Source organism: Shewanella insulae (assembly GCF_009831655.1).
Classification (GTDB): domain Bacteria; phylum Pseudomonadota; class Gammaproteobacteria; order Enterobacterales; family Shewanellaceae; genus Shewanella; species Shewanella insulae.
Map to the genome: position 1 here is coordinate 272,481 of NZ_WRPA01000001.1, position 15,885 is coordinate 288,365.

At 52.0% G+C, this 15,885-nt stretch carries 16 protein-coding genes; 7 read left to right on the top strand and 9 right to left on the bottom strand.

Going from position 1 to position 15,885, the window contains the following annotated elements:
• Positions 1 to 5: 5 nt before the first annotated feature.
• The 8 genes from yfbR to GNT65_RS01215 form a co-directional block, all read right to left on the bottom strand.
• Positions 6 to 593 (bottom strand): 5'-deoxynucleotidase, encoded by a 588-nt coding sequence (gene yfbR / locus GNT65_RS01180; RefSeq protein WP_160793307.1) that lies wholly within the window; start codon positions 591 to 593, stop codon positions 6 to 8.
• 300 nt (positions 594 to 893) lie between these two features.
• Entirely contained in the window at positions 894 to 2,108 is a 1,215-nt protein-coding gene (locus GNT65_RS01185) for a pyridoxal phosphate-dependent aminotransferase (RefSeq protein WP_160793308.1), read from the bottom strand.
• A gap of 277 nt (positions 2,109 to 2,385) precedes the next feature.
• Positions 2,386 to 2,946, bottom strand: coding sequence for an elongation factor P (efp, locus tag GNT65_RS01190; RefSeq protein ID WP_160793309.1), 561 nt, complete (start codon positions 2,944 to 2,946; stop codon positions 2,386 to 2,388).
• A gap of 47 nt (positions 2,947 to 2,993) precedes the next feature.
• Positions 2,994 to 4,163, bottom strand: coding sequence for an elongation factor P maturation arginine rhamnosyltransferase EarP (gene earP, locus GNT65_RS01195; protein WP_160793310.1), 1,170 nt, complete (start codon positions 4,161 to 4,163; stop codon positions 2,994 to 2,996).
• A 150-nt stretch (positions 4,164 to 4,313) separates the two neighbouring features.
• Positions 4,314 to 4,841 (bottom strand): flavodoxin FldA, encoded by a 528-nt coding sequence (gene fldA, locus GNT65_RS01200; RefSeq protein WP_011865715.1) that lies wholly within the window; start codon positions 4,839 to 4,841, stop codon positions 4,314 to 4,316.
• 50 nt (positions 4,842 to 4,891) lie between these two features.
• Positions 4,892 to 5,164, bottom strand: coding sequence for a LexA regulated protein (ybfE, locus tag GNT65_RS01205; RefSeq protein ID WP_011865716.1), 273 nt, complete (start codon positions 5,162 to 5,164; stop codon positions 4,892 to 4,894).
• Positions 5,165 to 5,175: 11 nt separating this feature from the next.
• Positions 5,176 to 5,397: a DUF2788 domain-containing protein gene (locus GNT65_RS01210; RefSeq protein ID WP_011865717.1), complete on the bottom strand. Its 222-nt coding sequence runs from the start codon at positions 5,395 to 5,397 to the stop codon at positions 5,176 to 5,178.
• Positions 5,398 to 5,478: 81 nt separating this feature from the next.
• Positions 5,479 to 6,237 (bottom strand): alpha/beta fold hydrolase, encoded by a 759-nt coding sequence (locus tag GNT65_RS01215; protein WP_160793632.1) that lies wholly within the window; start codon positions 6,235 to 6,237, stop codon positions 5,479 to 5,481.
• A gap of 298 nt (positions 6,238 to 6,535) precedes the next feature.
• Here GNT65_RS01215 and seqA point away from each other — a divergent pair, with 298 nt between their 5' ends.
• Positions 6,536 to 7,066 carry a replication initiation negative regulator SeqA gene (seqA, locus tag GNT65_RS01220; protein ID WP_160793311.1) on the top strand — a complete coding sequence of 177 codons (531 nt, stop codon included), beginning with the start codon at positions 6,536 to 6,538 and terminating at the stop codon, positions 7,064 to 7,066.
• 44 nt (positions 7,067 to 7,110) lie between these two features.
• Positions 7,111 to 8,766, top strand: coding sequence for a phosphoglucomutase (alpha-D-glucose-1,6-bisphosphate-dependent) (gene pgm, locus GNT65_RS01225; protein ID WP_160793312.1), 1,656 nt, complete (start codon positions 7,111 to 7,113; stop codon positions 8,764 to 8,766).
• A gap of 128 nt (positions 8,767 to 8,894) precedes the next feature.
• Here pgm and msrA read toward each other — a convergent pair whose 3' ends face one another.
• Positions 8,895 to 9,374, bottom strand: a complete 480-nt coding sequence (gene msrA, locus GNT65_RS01230; protein ID WP_160793313.1) for a peptide-methionine (S)-S-oxide reductase MsrA — start codon at positions 9,372 to 9,374, stop codon at positions 8,895 to 8,897.
• A gap of 275 nt (positions 9,375 to 9,649) precedes the next feature.
• Here msrA and astE point away from each other — a divergent pair, with 275 nt between their 5' ends.
• From astE to nadA, 5 genes are all read left to right on the top strand, one after another.
• On the top strand, positions 9,650 to 10,681 hold the full coding sequence (gene astE / locus GNT65_RS01235) for a succinylglutamate desuccinylase (protein WP_181006121.1): 1,032 nt from the start codon (positions 9,650 to 9,652) through the stop codon (positions 10,679 to 10,681).
• Positions 10,682 to 10,864: 183 nt separating this feature from the next.
• Positions 10,865 to 12,043 carry a thiamine pyrophosphate-dependent dehydrogenase E1 component subunit alpha gene (locus GNT65_RS01240; RefSeq protein ID WP_160793315.1) on the top strand — a complete coding sequence of 393 codons (1,179 nt, stop codon included), beginning with the start codon at positions 10,865 to 10,867 and terminating at the stop codon, positions 12,041 to 12,043.
• A 3-nt stretch (positions 12,044 to 12,046) separates the two neighbouring features.
• The gene (locus tag GNT65_RS01245) at positions 12,047 to 13,024 is read left to right on the top strand and encodes a transketolase C-terminal domain-containing protein (protein ID WP_160793316.1); all 978 of its coding nucleotides are present in this window, start codon (positions 12,047 to 12,049) and stop codon (positions 13,022 to 13,024) included.
• A gap of 11 nt (positions 13,025 to 13,035) precedes the next feature.
• Positions 13,036 to 14,598: a dihydrolipoyllysine-residue acetyltransferase gene (locus GNT65_RS01250; protein WP_160793317.1), complete on the top strand. Its 1,563-nt coding sequence runs from the start codon at positions 13,036 to 13,038 to the stop codon at positions 14,596 to 14,598.
• A gap of 119 nt (positions 14,599 to 14,717) precedes the next feature.
• A complete protein-coding gene (nadA, locus tag GNT65_RS01255) occupies positions 14,718 to 15,785 on the top strand; it encodes a quinolinate synthase NadA (RefSeq protein WP_160793318.1) in 1,068 nt (355 codons plus the stop codon).
• The last annotated feature ends 100 nt before the right edge of the window (positions 15,786 to 15,885 follow it).

Below are 15,885 nucleotides of genomic sequence, written 5' to 3' on the forward strand. Positions count from 1 at the left end.
CACTGCTATAGCAGGCGATTGATCTCGTCGAGATTCAGCTCGAAGCTGGGGATAAAGGTATCGATAAAATATTTTACCGCCGGATCGGGATTCTTGCCGAGGGATTCGGTGAGGCGGCGCTTGGCGGTGTTAAATTCATGGTTCCCAGCCGCTTGCTCTTCGAGACATTTTAGGTAGGCGCATAAAGTGTCGGCGGATTTCACCAGTTGCTTGTACTCTTCATCGGCCTGATCGCTCAGTAGCAGGTCGCGGTAATCTTCTTGAAACTCCTCGGGCACCATCTCCAGCAGCCTGCGCTCGGCTATCGCCTCTATCTTCTTGTACTCGGCCTCGATCTCCTTGTTGAAATATTTGACTGGGGTGGGTAGATCGCCGGTAAGGATCTCGCTGGCATCGTGAAAAATCGCCAGGGTGGCGGCGCGCTCCGGGCTGAGCTGCTTATTGAATTTTTTATTGGCTATGATGGCTAAGGCGTGGGCCACCATGGCGACCTGTAGCGAATGTTCCTGTACGTTTTCCGGGCGGACGTTGTACATGAGCGGCCAGCGTTGGATCAACTTCATCCTGGCCAGGTGGGCGAACAAATGACTCATACTGCTATCCCTGTTGCTAAGTTGCATTAACAGTAACACAGGGCAAGTAAATAGAAACAGTATCTTATACCAATCCTAATAAATACCTGATCATTCTAGCTTGTCAAAACGCTTGATAACTGCGTTAGGATTTTTAATCCTGGAATTACTAACTCTGGAATAACTACTTATCTAAAATCCTGCCTTGTTCTCAGGTGGTTTTCCTGCGCTTTATCTGCTCACTGACTCACCTTGTTGGTATTAAAAATAAAAAAGCGATCCTGAGATCGCTTTTCTTTGCTTGTTGACCGTTAAACAGGCCTATTGGCTGTAATCGGAAAGGAAGTCGCCAAACTCCACCAGCGCCTTATTCAAGTCCTCTTTGTGGGGCAGGAAGACCACCCTGAGGTGGTCGGGCTCTGGCCAGTTAAAGGCGGTGCCTTGTACCAGGAGTATTTTCTTTTCTTTGAGTAGATCCAGCACCAGGCGTTCGTCGTCCCTCAGGTTGAACTTCTTGGCGTCCAGTTTCGGGAAGGCATACAAGGCGCCTTTAGGCTTCTTACAACTTACCCCGGGGATCTGATTGAGCAGTTCATAACAGGTGTCACGCTGTTGGGTCAGGCGACCATCGGGTGACACCAATTCATTGATGCTCTGATAGCCACCCAGCGCCGTCTGAATAGCGTGCTGATTGGGCACGTTAGAGCACAGGCGCATGGAAGCCAGCATGTCTAAGCCTTCGATATAGCTCTTAGCGGCCTTTAGGTTACCCGAGAGCATCATCCAGCCGACCCTAAAGCCCGCGGCGCGGTATGACTTGGAGAGACCGTTGAAGGTTACGGTAAGAATATCGTCCGACAGGGTCGCAGCCGGAATATGTGTCTCGCCATCATAGAGGATCTTGTCGTAGATCTCGTCGGCAAACAGGATGATGTCGTGTTGGCGACACAGCTCTATGACCTCAAGCAGTAACTCGCGGGAGTAGACGGCGCCGGTTGGGTTGTTGGGGTTGATCAACACTATGCCTCGGGTGCGACTGTTTATCTTGGCTTTGATGTCGTCGAGATCGGGAAACCAGTCGGAGTCCTCGTCGCAGCGATAGTGCTGCGCCTTGCCGCCGGAGAGATGCACTGCTGCCGTCCATAGTGGATAGTCGGGTGAGGGGACCAGTACCTCATCGTCGCCGTTGAGCAGGCCCTGCATCGCCATCACGATAAGTTCTGACACGCCATTGCCTATGTAGATATCTTCGATATCGACGCCAAACAGCCCCAGGCTTTGGTAATGCTGCACGATAGCCTTACGCGCCGAGAACAGCCCCTTAGACTCGCTATAGCCTTGGGCGCTGGGCAGGTTGAGGATCACGTCGCGTACTATCTCTTCCGGCGCCTCGAAACCAAAGGGGGCCGGGTTACCTATGTTGAGCTTGAGGATGCGATGGCCTTCATCTTCCAGGCGTCTCGCCTCCTTATGAACTGGCCCGCGGATGTCGTAACAGACGGTGTCGAGTTTATTGGACTTAATGATAGGGCGCATCGAAACCTCGTGATTGCCAGTAAAGAAAAAGCTGATCGTGTGAAAGCTCGTAAGTTATCGAACAATAACGAAAAAAACTATTGTTTAAAAGGGGCTTTACCGCAATTTAGTAAATATTTTTAGAGGAATATACTGAAGGAGTTATTTACGAAAATCAAAACTAGTGATTTATTCTGCAGGCGTGCAAAGATAAAGGTGTAATCACTGTCTGTGTAAGCTGTAGGTACAAAAAAGCCAGCGAAATACGCTGGCTTTTACTATCGAGTTAACGGCTTGTTTAAGCGCGTTTCTTAAACTCGTGGGTACGAGTGTCAATCTCGATCAGATCGCCGGTCTTAACGAAGTCAGCAACGCTCAGGGTTGCACCACCAGCGATAGTGGCAGGCTTCATGACCTTACCAGAGGTGTCGCCACGTGCTGAAGGCTCGGTGTAGGTCACTTCACGTACAACAGTTGTTGGTAGTTCAACAGAGATAGCCTTACCTTCGTAGAAAGTCACCTGGCACTGTTCTTCCATACCGTCAACGATGTAAGCCGCTGCATCGCCAAGGTTATCAGCTTCAACGTCATACTGGTTGTACTCTGCATCCATGAAGACATACATAGGATCGGCAAAGTATGAATAAGTACAATCAAGACGGTCTAGAATGATATCTTCCATCTTGTCTTCACCCTTAAAGGTGGTTTCGGTAGATGAATCTTGAAGTAGGTTCTTCAGCTTCATCTTAACGATAGCCGCGTTACGGCCTGAGCGAGTTGTTTCAGTCTTTTGAACAACCCATGGGCTGCCATCTAACATGATCACGTTACCGGGACGGAGTTCATGAGCAGTTTTCATTTCTCTGTTTCCTATATTTTAGGGTGTTTCTATTTCAACGCAGTATCTTAGCTATTTTTAACGAATTGAACTAGTCGTGTTGCAAGATCTGCATCATTTAATGCTTCATTCGGCCAGTTTTGTGCGTGTTGCGTGAGGGCCGAATGTGCGTTATCCACTTGCTGCCAAAGGGAAGGCAGTGTCTCTTGGGCGCCTTGGTTAAAGCCAATATTGAGCTTTTTCCAGGCACTGGCGATTTCTGGGGCCAGATTATGACAATAAAATGCCATAAAGGCTTCTAATTTTATCAGGTGATAATCTTCTTCCTGGGGATAGATATGCCAGATGAAGGGCTTTGCTGCCCATTGGGCGCGCAGGAAGGAGTCTTCACCGCGCACGATATTGAAGTCTGAGCTCCAAAGCAGACGATCGTAGCCTTGCTGATCTGTCATCGGCAGCAGATGTATGGTCAGCTTACCGTGGCTATAACGGCTCCCCGGTGTCAAAGGCCCTTGCGGGTCGACGAAGGCCCCCAGACTATTGAGGCTGCGCCCGATAGGCACTAGTAGGTGAATCTGATTATCACCCTGTTGCCAATGGCGGCAAAGGGCCTCGAGGCTATCGCTCTCATAGCTGAACAGGCTGATGACAGTATGATCAGTTTGTATGCCACTGAGCCCTAATGTCTCAAAAAAAGCCTGCCGCTCGTTATTGTCCTGCCAGGCTTGCCTGCGTTGGAGCAGATCGGCTTCGCAGATGAGACCGCCTGTTTTAGGGGTAAAGCCTGGGAAATAAAACTGTTTCTTTAGACCGCTGCGCTGCAGCGAGGGCAGTCCGTGGCAGCCCTCGACCCAATCTTCTGCGCTCAGGTACTCAAGATTCAGCCAGACGGGGACCTGATTACCGCTTCGATGCAAGGCGGTGATCTGGTCTAGCACCTCTGGCGGCAGTTCACAGGCAAACGCCTCGATAAGCACGTCGCCCGGCTGATACTCCTGGGTCAGCGGCGTGTCCCAATGTTTTATGCAGACCCCTTCGAAGTTTTGGCTCGCGCACTTGGGATCCAGCTTAGGCAAGATATGGCCAAAGCTTGCTAAGTCGTCCACCCAGAGATTGACGGCTAATCCATATTCCTTCGCCAGCTGTTTGGCCAGACGCCAGGTGACGCCTATATCGCCATAGTTATCGACGACGGCGCAGAAGATGTCCCAGTGGTTGGCTTGTGTTTGACTCTGCATGGGGCGTGTTTAGCTTACTTTCTTGGTTACTCGGGTGAGTGTTAAACTCTGTATCTCTTGCTAAGGCGAGAGAGCATTCATACATCAGGGCTTATATATTAGCGCTAAAAAAAGCGGCTATTGCCGCTTCTTTTTGATGGAACCGAAAGATTAATCTTCCAGCTCTGCCAGGCACATCTCTTCGTAGATCTGCTTAACCCAGGCATCGACACGTTCTTCGGTCAGTTCTGGTTGACGGTCTTCGTCGATACCCAGACCCACGAAGTGCTTATCGTCGGCCATGCCCTTAGAGGCCTCGAAGTCATAGCCGTCGGTTGGCCAGTGACCGATAACCACTGCGCCGCGCGCTTCGACGATCTCGTTAACCATGCCCATGGCATCGAGGAAATACTCGGCGTAATCTTCCTGATCGCCACAACCAAAGATAGCGACCAGCTTACCGTCGAAATCGATCTGTTCTAATTCAGGGAAGAAATCGTCCCAATCGCATTGGGCTTCACCGTAATACCAGGTAGGGATACCGAATAGCAGCAGATCATATTCTGCAATCTGTTCTTTGGTACTCTTAGCGATATCCTTAACGTCGACCATCTTCTTGCCCAGCTTCTTCTGGATCATCTTGGCGACGGCTTCGGTATTACCTGTATCACTGCCGAAAAAAAGACCTACAGTTGCCATTGTCTTTCCTTTATCTAGTTCACTGACGTTTGTTTCAACACCACTTAAGCTCAGCTTCTGACCTGCTTAAGCAGTATCGATTCGATTAATTGGCTGCGGCTGATGTTACTGGCCAAAGCCTTTTCATTCAAGGCGTCGTATAAATCTTGTGACACCTTTAACTCTATTCGTTTTAATCCTGCGGCTCTGTCGCGTTGGATCTGATTTCGCTTGTTGACCTTTAGTTGTTGCTCTCGGGGAAGGGGATTACTGCGAGGACGTCCTCGGCGTTTCTCCGTAGCAAACAGGTCTATCGTTGTTCTGTCTGAAGATTCTTTTGCCATCGAATGTTCGTCTAACCTATACCAGAGCTCTCCCAGGAGAGTTGGATCAAGCCCTTAGCTATAAACCCGGCGCAGCCGAGAAATAATACTAACCAAACAATATAGCGGCCAAATTTAGGGACATTTCCCTGCTTGAGCACGTCATGTATTGCCATACCAATAAAGAAAAATATCGCCGCAAAAAACAGGTTTAAGCCAACAGCCTCTATCTGTTCCATGTACTGAGATAACATGCTGCGTTCCCTCAGGCTAAAAAAAGAGGCGCGAATATACCATAGTTAAGTGATATCTGCTACACGCTTTACTGACAAGATTCAGTCATTTTGCGCGATAAACTCGGCGACGATGCGATTGAAAATAGCCGGTTTTTGTGCGTGTAACCAATGACCTGTACCGGCCAACGATTTGGCCTGGATCTTAGGAAACTGGGACAAAAACCCTTGGCGGTGCGCCGCGGTGACATAGTCTGAATCTGCGCCGCGAATGCACAGGCTAGGGCCTTTGTATTGTTTATCTGCCAGCGGCCAGCCGATAAGGTGATCATAGCTGGACTTTAGCCCGGTAAGGTTCATCTTCCAGGCAAAGCCTTGCTCGTCCTTAGTGAGGTTTTTCAGCAGAAACAGCGCCGTACCTTCATCTATACCGGCGCTAAGCAGCTGCTTTTGTGCATCGGCGCGGTTAGCCAGCGCGCTAAGGTCCAGGTTGCTCAGGCCGGCAAATACCTTTTGATGTCTGGGTTGATAGGCAACGGGGGCGATATCCGCTGCCACCAGGCTCTTTACCCGATCGCCATAGAGCAGCGCCGTGGCCATGGCAATCTTACCGCCCATGGAGTGGCCGACCAGGTGCGCCGATTCTAGCTCGAGTTCGTCCATCAGGCCGATGACGGCCTCGGCCAGCATGGGATAATCCATGTTGGGCCAGTGAGGGCTGAGGCCGTGGTTAGGTACATCGAGGCGGATCACTTGGTGCTTATCGAGTGAGTTACCTAGGCTCTTAAGGTTATCCAGGTTGCCAAACAGGCCGTGGATAAGGATAACCGGGCTACCTTCTCCCGATTGGGTGTAATTCAAGCTGGTCATGGAGGCTGGTCTTGGAAAGTTAAGCATGGAAATAATTGGCTAAATTGTGCCTGTAAATTGCTGTAAAAGACAGCATTAAGCGCGATCGCGCCTTTCTCTGGCGGGTTTTTGCGCACTTGAGGGGTAATTTATTGATCTTGTAACCAAGTTGTGGATTTTTAATGCGATCGCTCTTTATTCCGGTGGGAAAGATAGCATACACTTGAACGGATCTGGCATCAGTTGCTGCGGATCGCATTCGCGATAACAATAACCTAATTACCTTTACCGTCTAAGGAAGATTCTAGTCATGAAATATATTGAGATTGATGAAGAGCTATATCGCCATATTGCCAGCAAGACAGAGCGCATAGGAGAGAGTGCTTCAGAGATCCTGCGACGATTACTCGGCCTAGACGTAGAGACGGTTGCCATGGAGCAGCCTAAGCAGATCAGCCAGCCAGGCCTGGATAAAGAGGTGGCGCAAACCCAACATGTGGCTGCGATCGATCCTGAGACGCTGATCGATAAGGCCGCGCTAGCCCAGCAAAAGGGCGCCGTCGGCCGTTTCCTGTTTACCTTAGAAGCTATCTATAAGGCCACGCCAACTCAGTTCGACCAAGTGCTGCAGATCCAGGGGCGCGATCGTCTCTATTTCGCTACCTCGAAAGAATCGCTACTCAAGGCCAGTAAGTCGGCCAACCCGAAAGAGATAGGCAACAGCGGCTTCTGGGTTACCACGAATAACAACACGGCGAAAAAGCGCACCATCCTAAGCGAAGTGCTGGGTCAGTTCGGCGTGCAAGAAAAACAGATTGAATCCATTATCGGTCATATTTAAGTGAGATACTGAGGCTCAATCTACCCGACACTTAGGAGTACATTTTGGCGCTACACGAGCGAGCCGGCAAACCGGCACAACAAAGGGACTTGGTTAATATTCCTAAACTGATGAGCCACTACTATCGGCTCTCACCGGATGTGACCATTGACGCGCAGAAGGTTACATTCGGCACCTCGGGTCACAGAGGCTGTGCCTTCAATAAGAGTTTCAACGAAAAACATATCCTGGCAATCGTCCAGGCAGTAGTCGATCATCGTATCGAGGCGGGCATCGAGGGGCCGATGATCGTCGGCATAGATACCCATGCACTGTCTCAGGCGGCTTATGTTACGGCGCTTGAGGTGTTAACCGCCAACGGCATTCAGGTGATCGTCGCCAAGGACGATGAATATACCCCGACTCCTGTGGTGTCCCATGCCATCATCAAGGCTAACAGGGAGCAGGGGGCGCCGCTGACCGATGGTCTTATCATCACGCCTTCCCATAATCCGCCTCAAGATGGCGGCATTAAGTACAATCCGCCCCATGGTGGCCCGGCCGAAGGCAGTATTACAGCCTGGGTTGAGCAGCGCGCTAACGAGTATTTGGCTAGGCAACTCGAAGGGGTGAAGCGCCTAACCTATTCTGTGGCGGTCACAACTACCCTTATTCAAGAGCGCGACCTGATGGCGGACTATGTCGAGGATCTTGAGCAGGTTATCGACATGCAGGCTATCAAGCAGGCTGGCATTCGTATCGGTGTCGATCCTCTCGGCGGTTCAGGTATCCACTATTGGGCCAAGATTGCCGAGCGCTATGGGCTGGATATCACCCTGGTGAACGATCGCATCGATCCCGCCTTTGGTTTTATGCCCCTGGATAAGGATGGCAAGATCCGCATGGATTGCTCATCGCCCTATGCCATGGCGGGTTTGTTGGCCCATCAGGATGGCTTCGATATCTGCGTTGGCAACGATCCCGATTACGACAGACACGGTATCGTCTGTCCGGGCTGTGGCCTGATGAATCCTAATCACTATCTTGCGGTAGCCATCGAATATCTATTATCTCATCGCCCACAGTGGTCGGCCGACCTCAAGATAGGTAAGACACTGGTCTCCAGCGCCATGATAGACAAGGTGTGCATTGAGCAGTCGCGCAGCCTCTGCGAGGTGCCTGTGGGCTTTAAATGGTTCGTCGACGGCTTGGCCGATGCCAGCTTCGCCTTCGGCGGCGAAGAGAGTGCCGGCGCCGCCTTCCTGCGCCGAGATGGTGGCAGTTGGTGTACCGATAAGGATGGTTTCATCTTGGCGTTGCTGGCGGCGGAGATCCTGGCGGTAACGGGTAAGACGCCTGCCAAGCTTTATGCCGAGATGGTCGAGCGTCACGGCGAGAGCTTCTACAAGCGTATCGACTCGCCGGTTAACCCCAAGCGTAAGGCTAAGTTTAACCAGCTGGTAAGCGCGCCGCTGAATGTCAGTGACCTTGGCTGTGAAGCCATGGCCGGGGATGCGATCCTCGAGGTACTCACCCATGCACCAGGCAATGGTGCGGCCATCGGTGGCCTCAAGGTGGTTACAGCCAACGCCTGGTTCGCCGCGCGTCCATCGGGCACAGAGGCGCTGTTTAAGCTCTATGGTGAGAGCTTTGTTAGTCAGGAGCATCTAGAGCAGGTGCTCGACCAGGCCCAGCAGATGATAGAGCGGCTCTTGACTTAGCAGCTGTTGCCCTAATCCGTGTTAGCCTAGCCAATAGCGCTGTAAAATTTAGTACCACAAAAAAGCCAGTGATTCACTGGCTTTTTTGTGGTACTAACTTGCATCGGGCCGCGTGGAAAAACTAAGGCCTAGTAGCTGAGGTGACAGCTAGGTAGATTGTTCTTTTCTAAATAGTTTTGGTGATACTCTTCGGCCTTGTGAAAGGTGAGCACTGGGACTATCTCGGTCACTATGGGTCTTAGTCCCCACTTACCGCTACGGGAGAGGGCTAACTTAGAGGCTTCCGCCGTCGCCTTCTGCACTTTGTCGTGGAAGAAGATGGCACTGCGATACTGGCTTCCTATATCGCCGCCTTGCATGTTGAGCATGGTGGGGTTGTGGTTGCGCCAGAACACATCCAGTAGATCGTCAAAACTCACCCTGGTCTCATCAAACTCCACCTGAACCACCTCGGCGTGCCCTGTTGTGCCTGTCTTAACCTCTTTATAACTGGTCGCCTTATCATTGCCGCCCATATAGCCGCAGGTGGCAGAGATGACGCCGTCTATCTGCTTGAAAAAATACTCAACCCCCCAGAAACAGCCTGCGCCAAATGTTGCTAGTGCCATGTACGACCTCTTCTAAATTTACCCATATCTATTTTTAACCGTCTAACCGTTTAGATGGCTAGATGTCCTTATTCTGTATTATTCGGTTAACGAATGCAATAGGGAAAATATGCGTCGATCGACTGGCCCGCGTGGTCGTCCCGTCGCTTAAATGTTACTATGCTGCCCAACTGATAATAATGCTAATAAATCCAAGGAGTCGCCTTCTTTCCACGAGCTGTGTGTGGGAGTGAAATGGCGATGCAGTAAAGGAGTTTGCTGTGCAAGACACCCTGATGTTGTCGAAAGACTTTTTGCAATTGACCCTAGACAATCCCGTAAGCCTGCCGGCGCCATTCGATTTTACCCTGGGGCAACACACCCAGGTGTCAGTGTGGGATACCGGTGTTATCCAATTCGAACCGCTCGCTAAGCAAGAGGGTGAGGACAAAGCGTTAAAGAGCATAGTGCTCTCCTCGGCGGTTCATGGTAACGAGACGGCGCCTATCGAGCTGTGTAACCAGCTGATCACCGCGCTGCTGTCTGAGACGCTTGTCGCCCGCCACCGTGTGCTGTTTTTGATCGGTAATCCACCTGCAATTCTTAATGGGACGCGTTTCGTCGAGGAGAACCTCAATCGCCTGTTTAGTGGCGCACATGCCAAAGGTGAGAGTAACGCCGAGCGGGAAAGGGCAGAGAAGCTAGAGCAGTATGTCGATAGTTTCTTTAACGCCGCACCAGAAGGAGGCAGTCGTTATCACTACGACCTGCACACGGCGATTCGCGCCTCCAAGCATGAGAAGTTTGCCATCTATCCTTATCCACACGGCGCGCCGTACAGCGGTGAGCAGATCATGTTCCTGGCCGCTTGCGGCATCAAGACAGTGCTGTTTCATCACGAGCCAACGACCACCTTTAGTTATTTCTCCGCCCATGGCTATCAGGCTCACGCCTTTACCATTGAGCTTGGCAAGGTGATGCCCATGGGGCAGAACGATATGACCCGCTTCATCGAAGTCAAAGAGATGTTGACCCGCCTAGTGTCTGGACGGGATCTCGAGCTTGGTGAGTTTGATGCGAGTCAGGTAAATCTGTATCAGGTTAATCGCTCAATCAATAAGCAGGCTGACGATTTCAGCTTTACGTTTGCCGACGATGTCGAGAATTTTACGGCGTTTCCAAGAGGTTATATATTGGCTAAGGACGGTGGGAAAGAGATTAAGGTGGAAGCCGAATCTGAGTCTATCGTATTTCCTAACGCCAATGTACCGGTTGGCCAGCGCACTGTGCTGTGTTTAGTGCCCGCTAAAGATTATCGCGTGGTGTAGTGTGTGGCTTGTAAAGCTAGCGATACATGGGGCAGGGCTGCTAGTTGTCGGCAGTGCCCTGTGATAGCTTGCTAGGTAGTTTACGTTAACGTAACTTTAACGCCGCGTCATAAAAGAGAATAGTGAACAACTTAGGCTGTTCGCAGTCAGATAACAAAAATACTCAGCTGATAAGAGAATAGTATGAGCAACGCAACGAGCAATACAGAGACTGTCCATCGCGTCAGTTTTCTCGACAAGGATTCATTATCGATCCCGATCCTGAAGATCCTTCAAGCCGACGGTACCACCTTTGAAAATGCTGTGTTACCCGTGATAGATCAGGATTTGGCTGCCAAAATTTATGATACTTGTGTATTCACACGAGTACTCGACGAGCGCATGTTAGCCGCTCAGCGTCAGGGCCGGATCAGCTTCTACATGACCTGTACCGGCGAAGAAGCCGCCGTCATCGGCAGTGTGGCCGCCCTGGACCAAGACGATGTGATATTAGCTCAGTACCGCGAACATGCGGCTATCCGCTATCGTGGCTTCACCACTGAGCAGTTTATGAACCAGATGTTCAGCAATGAGAAAGATCTGGGTAAGGGCCGCCAGATGCCGATCCACTACGGCTGCGAGGCGCTCAACTATCAGACTATCTCTTCGCCACTGGCGACGCAGATCCCTCAGGCGACGGGTGTCGGTTATAGCCTGAAGATGCAGGGCAAACGTAACGTAGCCGTCTGCTACTTCGGTGAAGGCGCCGCCTCTGAGGGGGATTTCCACGCAGGTCTCAACATGGCGGCAGTACTGAATTCTCCAGTTATCTTCTTCTGTCGTAACAATGGCTACGCCATCTCAACCCCGACCAACGAGCAGTTTGCCGGCAACGGTATCGCCAGTCGTGGTGTGGGCTATGGCATGCACACCATACGCGTGGACGGTAACGATATGCTGGCGGTGATGGCCGCGACTCAGCAGGCCAGAGCCTATGCGCTGGAACATAACAAGCCAGTGCTGATCGAAGCCATGACTTATCGCCTTGGTGCTCACTCATCATCGGATGACCCATCGGGTTACCGTTCTAAGGACGAAGAGGCCAAGTGGCAGCAGCATGATCCGGTTAAGCGCTTCAAGCTGTGGCTGATCAATAAGGGTTGGCTCGCCGAAAGCGATGATGCAGCTCTTTATGAGAAGTACCGCGAAGAGGTACTAGCTGCGGTGAAGGTTGCCGAGAAGTTACCTACACCTAATGTCGACGAGATCATCGAAGATGTGTTCGACGAACCGACGCCGAGACTCAAGCAGCAACTGACCGAGCTTAAGCAGCACATCAAGAAATATCCTGATTCCTATCCACGCAGCGCAGGGAGAGAATAAATCGTGGCCAAGATAAATATGTTACAAGCCATCAACGATGCCTTGACCCTTGCGATGGAAACCGACGACAAGGCGGTGATCTTCGGCGAAGACGTTGGCCATTTCGGCGGCGTATTTCGTGCTACCTCGGGTCTGCAGGATAAGTTCGGCCGCGATCGCTGTTTCAACACGCCGCTGACCGAGCAGGGTATCGCAGGTTTTGCCAACGGCCTAGCGTCCAATGGCATGACGGCCATCGCCGAGATCCAGTTTGCCGACTATATCTTCCCGGCGTTCGATCAGATCGTAAACGAATCGGCCAAGTTCAGATACCGCAGCGGTAACGAGTTCGATGTGGGCGGTATCACTTACCGTACTCCCTATGGCGGCGGCATCGCCGGGGGGCACTACCACTCGCAATCGCCAGAGGCTTATTTCACCCAGACGCCGGGTCTTAAGGTGGTCGTGCCTCGTAACGCCTATCAGGCTAAGGGCCTCTTGCTTGCATCGATTCGCGACAAGAACCCTGTCGTCTTCTTCGAGCCTAAGCGTCTCTACCGCGCAAGCGTGGGCGAGGTGCCGGACGAAGCCTATGAGATTGAGCTAGGCAAGGCAGAAGTGGTTCAGGAAGGCACAGATATTACCGTGCTGGCCTGGGGCGCGCAGATGGAGATCGTCGAAGAGGCGGCTAAGATGGCGGCCAAGAAGGGGATCTCTTGCGAGGTGATCGACCTTCGCACCCTGGCACCATGGGATGTCGACACGGTAGCGGCCTCGGTGAAGAAGACCGGACGCCTGGTGATCAACCATGAGGCGCCGCTAACCGGTGGTTTTGCCGGCGAGATCGCCGCGACCATTCAGCAAGAGTGTTTCCTCTATCTGGAATCGCCGATTAGCCGTGTGTGTGGCCTTGATACCCCGTATCCGCTGATCCATGAAAAAGAATATATGCCTGATGCGCTCAAGACCTTTGAAGCGATCAAAGCATCGATGAAATACTAGGAGCCCCAGGCATGATTAAAGATTTTATTTTGCCCGATATCGGTGAGGGCGTAGTCGAGTGTGAGTTGGTCGAGTGGTTGGTTGCCGAGGGTGATACCGTCACCGAAGATCAGCCTATTGCCGACGTGATGACTGACAAAGCCTTAGTGCAGATCCCTGCAGTGCACGGCGGTGTTATCAAAAAACTTCACTACAAGAAAGGTGATATCGCTATCGTACACGAACCTCTCTATTCGGTGGAGATCGATGGTGTGGTAGAAGATGAGGTGGTCGCCGAACCGACGGCCGATGCACCAAATGTTCAAACAGATTCACAGCAGACCGTTGCAGGCAAGCGCGTTGAAGAGTTCCTGCTACCGGATATCGGTGAAGGGATAGTCGAGTGTGAATTGGTGGAGTGGTTGGTGGCCGAAGGCGACATGGTGGTCGAAGATCAGCCTATCGCCGATGTGATGACCGACAAGGCCCTGGTGCAGATCCCGGCGATTAAGAGCGGTAAGGTAGTAAAACTCCATTACCGTAAGGGTCAGCTGGCACAGGTTCACACCCCGCTTTTCGCTATCGAGGTGGAGAGCGAAGAGGGCGGCGTTGCCGCGCCGGTTGCCGATACGGTAACTGCTGCTAGTGAGAGCCAAGATGTTGAGCTGCATGCTCCTGCCGGTAACGGTAAGGCGCTGGCAAGCCCAGCCGTGCGTCGCCTGGCGCGTAGCTATGACATCGATCTCAGCCAGGTACCTGGCTCTGGCAAGCATGGTCGTGTCTATAAGGAAGATGTCGAGCGTTTCCGTAGTGGCGAAGCCGTGAAGGCTAAGGCGGCAAAAGCGCAGGTAACAAGCGAGCCAAGTGCTGCGCCTGTTGCGGTTGCTGCTGGTGATCGCGTCGAGCCAATCCGCGGCGTCAAGGCGGTGATGGCCAAGATGATGACAGAGTCTGTCTCGACTATCCCGCACTTCACCTACTGCGAAGAGCTGGACCTGACCGAACTGGTTGCTCTGCGTGAGCAGATGAAGGCGCGCTACTCGAGCGACGATATCAAGCTGACCATGATGCCTTTCTTCATGAAGGCGATGTCGCTTGCGCTGACTCAGTTCCCCGGCATCAACAGCCGCGTGAATGATGATTGTAGCGAGCAGACCTTCCTGGCGTCACATAACATAGGCATGGCAGTAGACTCTAAGGTGGGGCTATTGGTGCCAAATGTGAAGGATGTGCAGCAAAAATCAATTCTTGAGGTCGCGGCCGAAATTACCCGCCTGACCAAGGATGCCCGCAGTGGTCGTGTTAGCCCGGCAGACCTTAAGGGTGGCAGCATCTCCATCTCTAACATCGGTGCCCTGGGCGGTACTGTGGCAACGCCTATCATCAACAAGCCTGAGGTGGCCATCGTCGCCCTGGGTAAGTTGCAGACCCTGCCACGCTTTAACGATAAGGGTGAAGTCGAGGCCCGTAAGATCATGCAGATCAGCTGGTCTGGCGATCACCGCGTGATAGACGGCGGCACCATAGCGCGCTTCTGTAACCTGTGGAAGCAGTATCTCGAGTCGCCACAAGAGATGTTGCTGGCGATGCACTAAAATCGCATGCCATTGCACTAATAAGAGCGTCGTTTGGCGCTCTTTTTTTTATCCATAGTTAATCTTTGGCGTCAGATTAAGTATAATGCCGCTAATTAGTCCCACTCTTTGGTTTGAGCATGAGTCAAGTAGCACCAAGCATCGAAAATATTCAGTATCCGTTTCCAGCAAAGCCCGTTCCATTAAGCGATAGCGACAAGCAGGCCTATAAGGCGCGCATCAAGCAGCTATTGAAGGAGAAGGAGGCTGTCTTGGTGGCCCACTACTATACCGACCCTGAGATCCAGGCGCTGGCCGAGGAGACGGGCGGCTGTGTTTCAGATTCTCTAGAGATGGCTCGCTTCGGTCGTGACCATCCTGCCAAGACGCTGATCGTGGCCGGGGTAAAATTTATGGGCGAGACCTCAAAGATCTTAAGCCCTGAAAAAACTGTACTCATGCCTACCTTGGATGCTACCTGTTCCCTCGATGTAGGCTGTCCTATCGACACCTTTAGCGCCTTCTGTGACGCTCACCCGGATCATACCGTCGTGGTATATGCCAACACCTCGGCCGCCGTTAAGGCGCGCGCCGACTGGGTGGTGACCTCGAGTATAGCCCTTGAGATCGTCGAGCATCTCGACAGCCAGGGTAAGAAGATCATCTGGGGACCCGACCGTCACCTGGGAAGCTATATCGCCAAGCAGACAGGTGCGGACATGCTGATGTGGCAAGGCGAGTGTATTGTACACGATGAGTTTAAGGCCAAGGCGCTGCGTCAGCTGAAAGAGCAATATCCCAACGCGGCTGTGCTGGTGCATCCCGAATCGCCAGCGAGTGTGGTGGAGATGGCCGATGCCGTCGGTTCCACCAGTCAGCTGATCAAGGCGGCGCAGACGCTAGATAACGACACCTTTATCGTGGCAACCGACAAAGGCATTTTCTACAAGATGCAGCAGGCGGCGCCTAACAAGACCCTGATCGAAGCCCCTACGGGCGGTAACGGCGCGACCTGTCGTAGCTGTGCCCACTGTCCTTGGATGGCGATGAATGGTCTTAAGGCGATTGAGGCGGCTCTGCTTAACGATGGTTCGGAGCAACATGAGATCTTTGTCGACGAATCACTCAGAGAGCGCGCCTTACTGCCGCTGGATCGCATGCTGGACTTTGCTAAGACATTGAATATGAAGGTTAAAGGCAACGCATAGTTTTTTAGCCCTTTTATGAGCTAATCCCTTTTCGATAGTAGTAAAAAGCGCCTCTAGGGCGCTTTTTTGTTGCCTATCGGCCTATGTATGTCCGGCTATA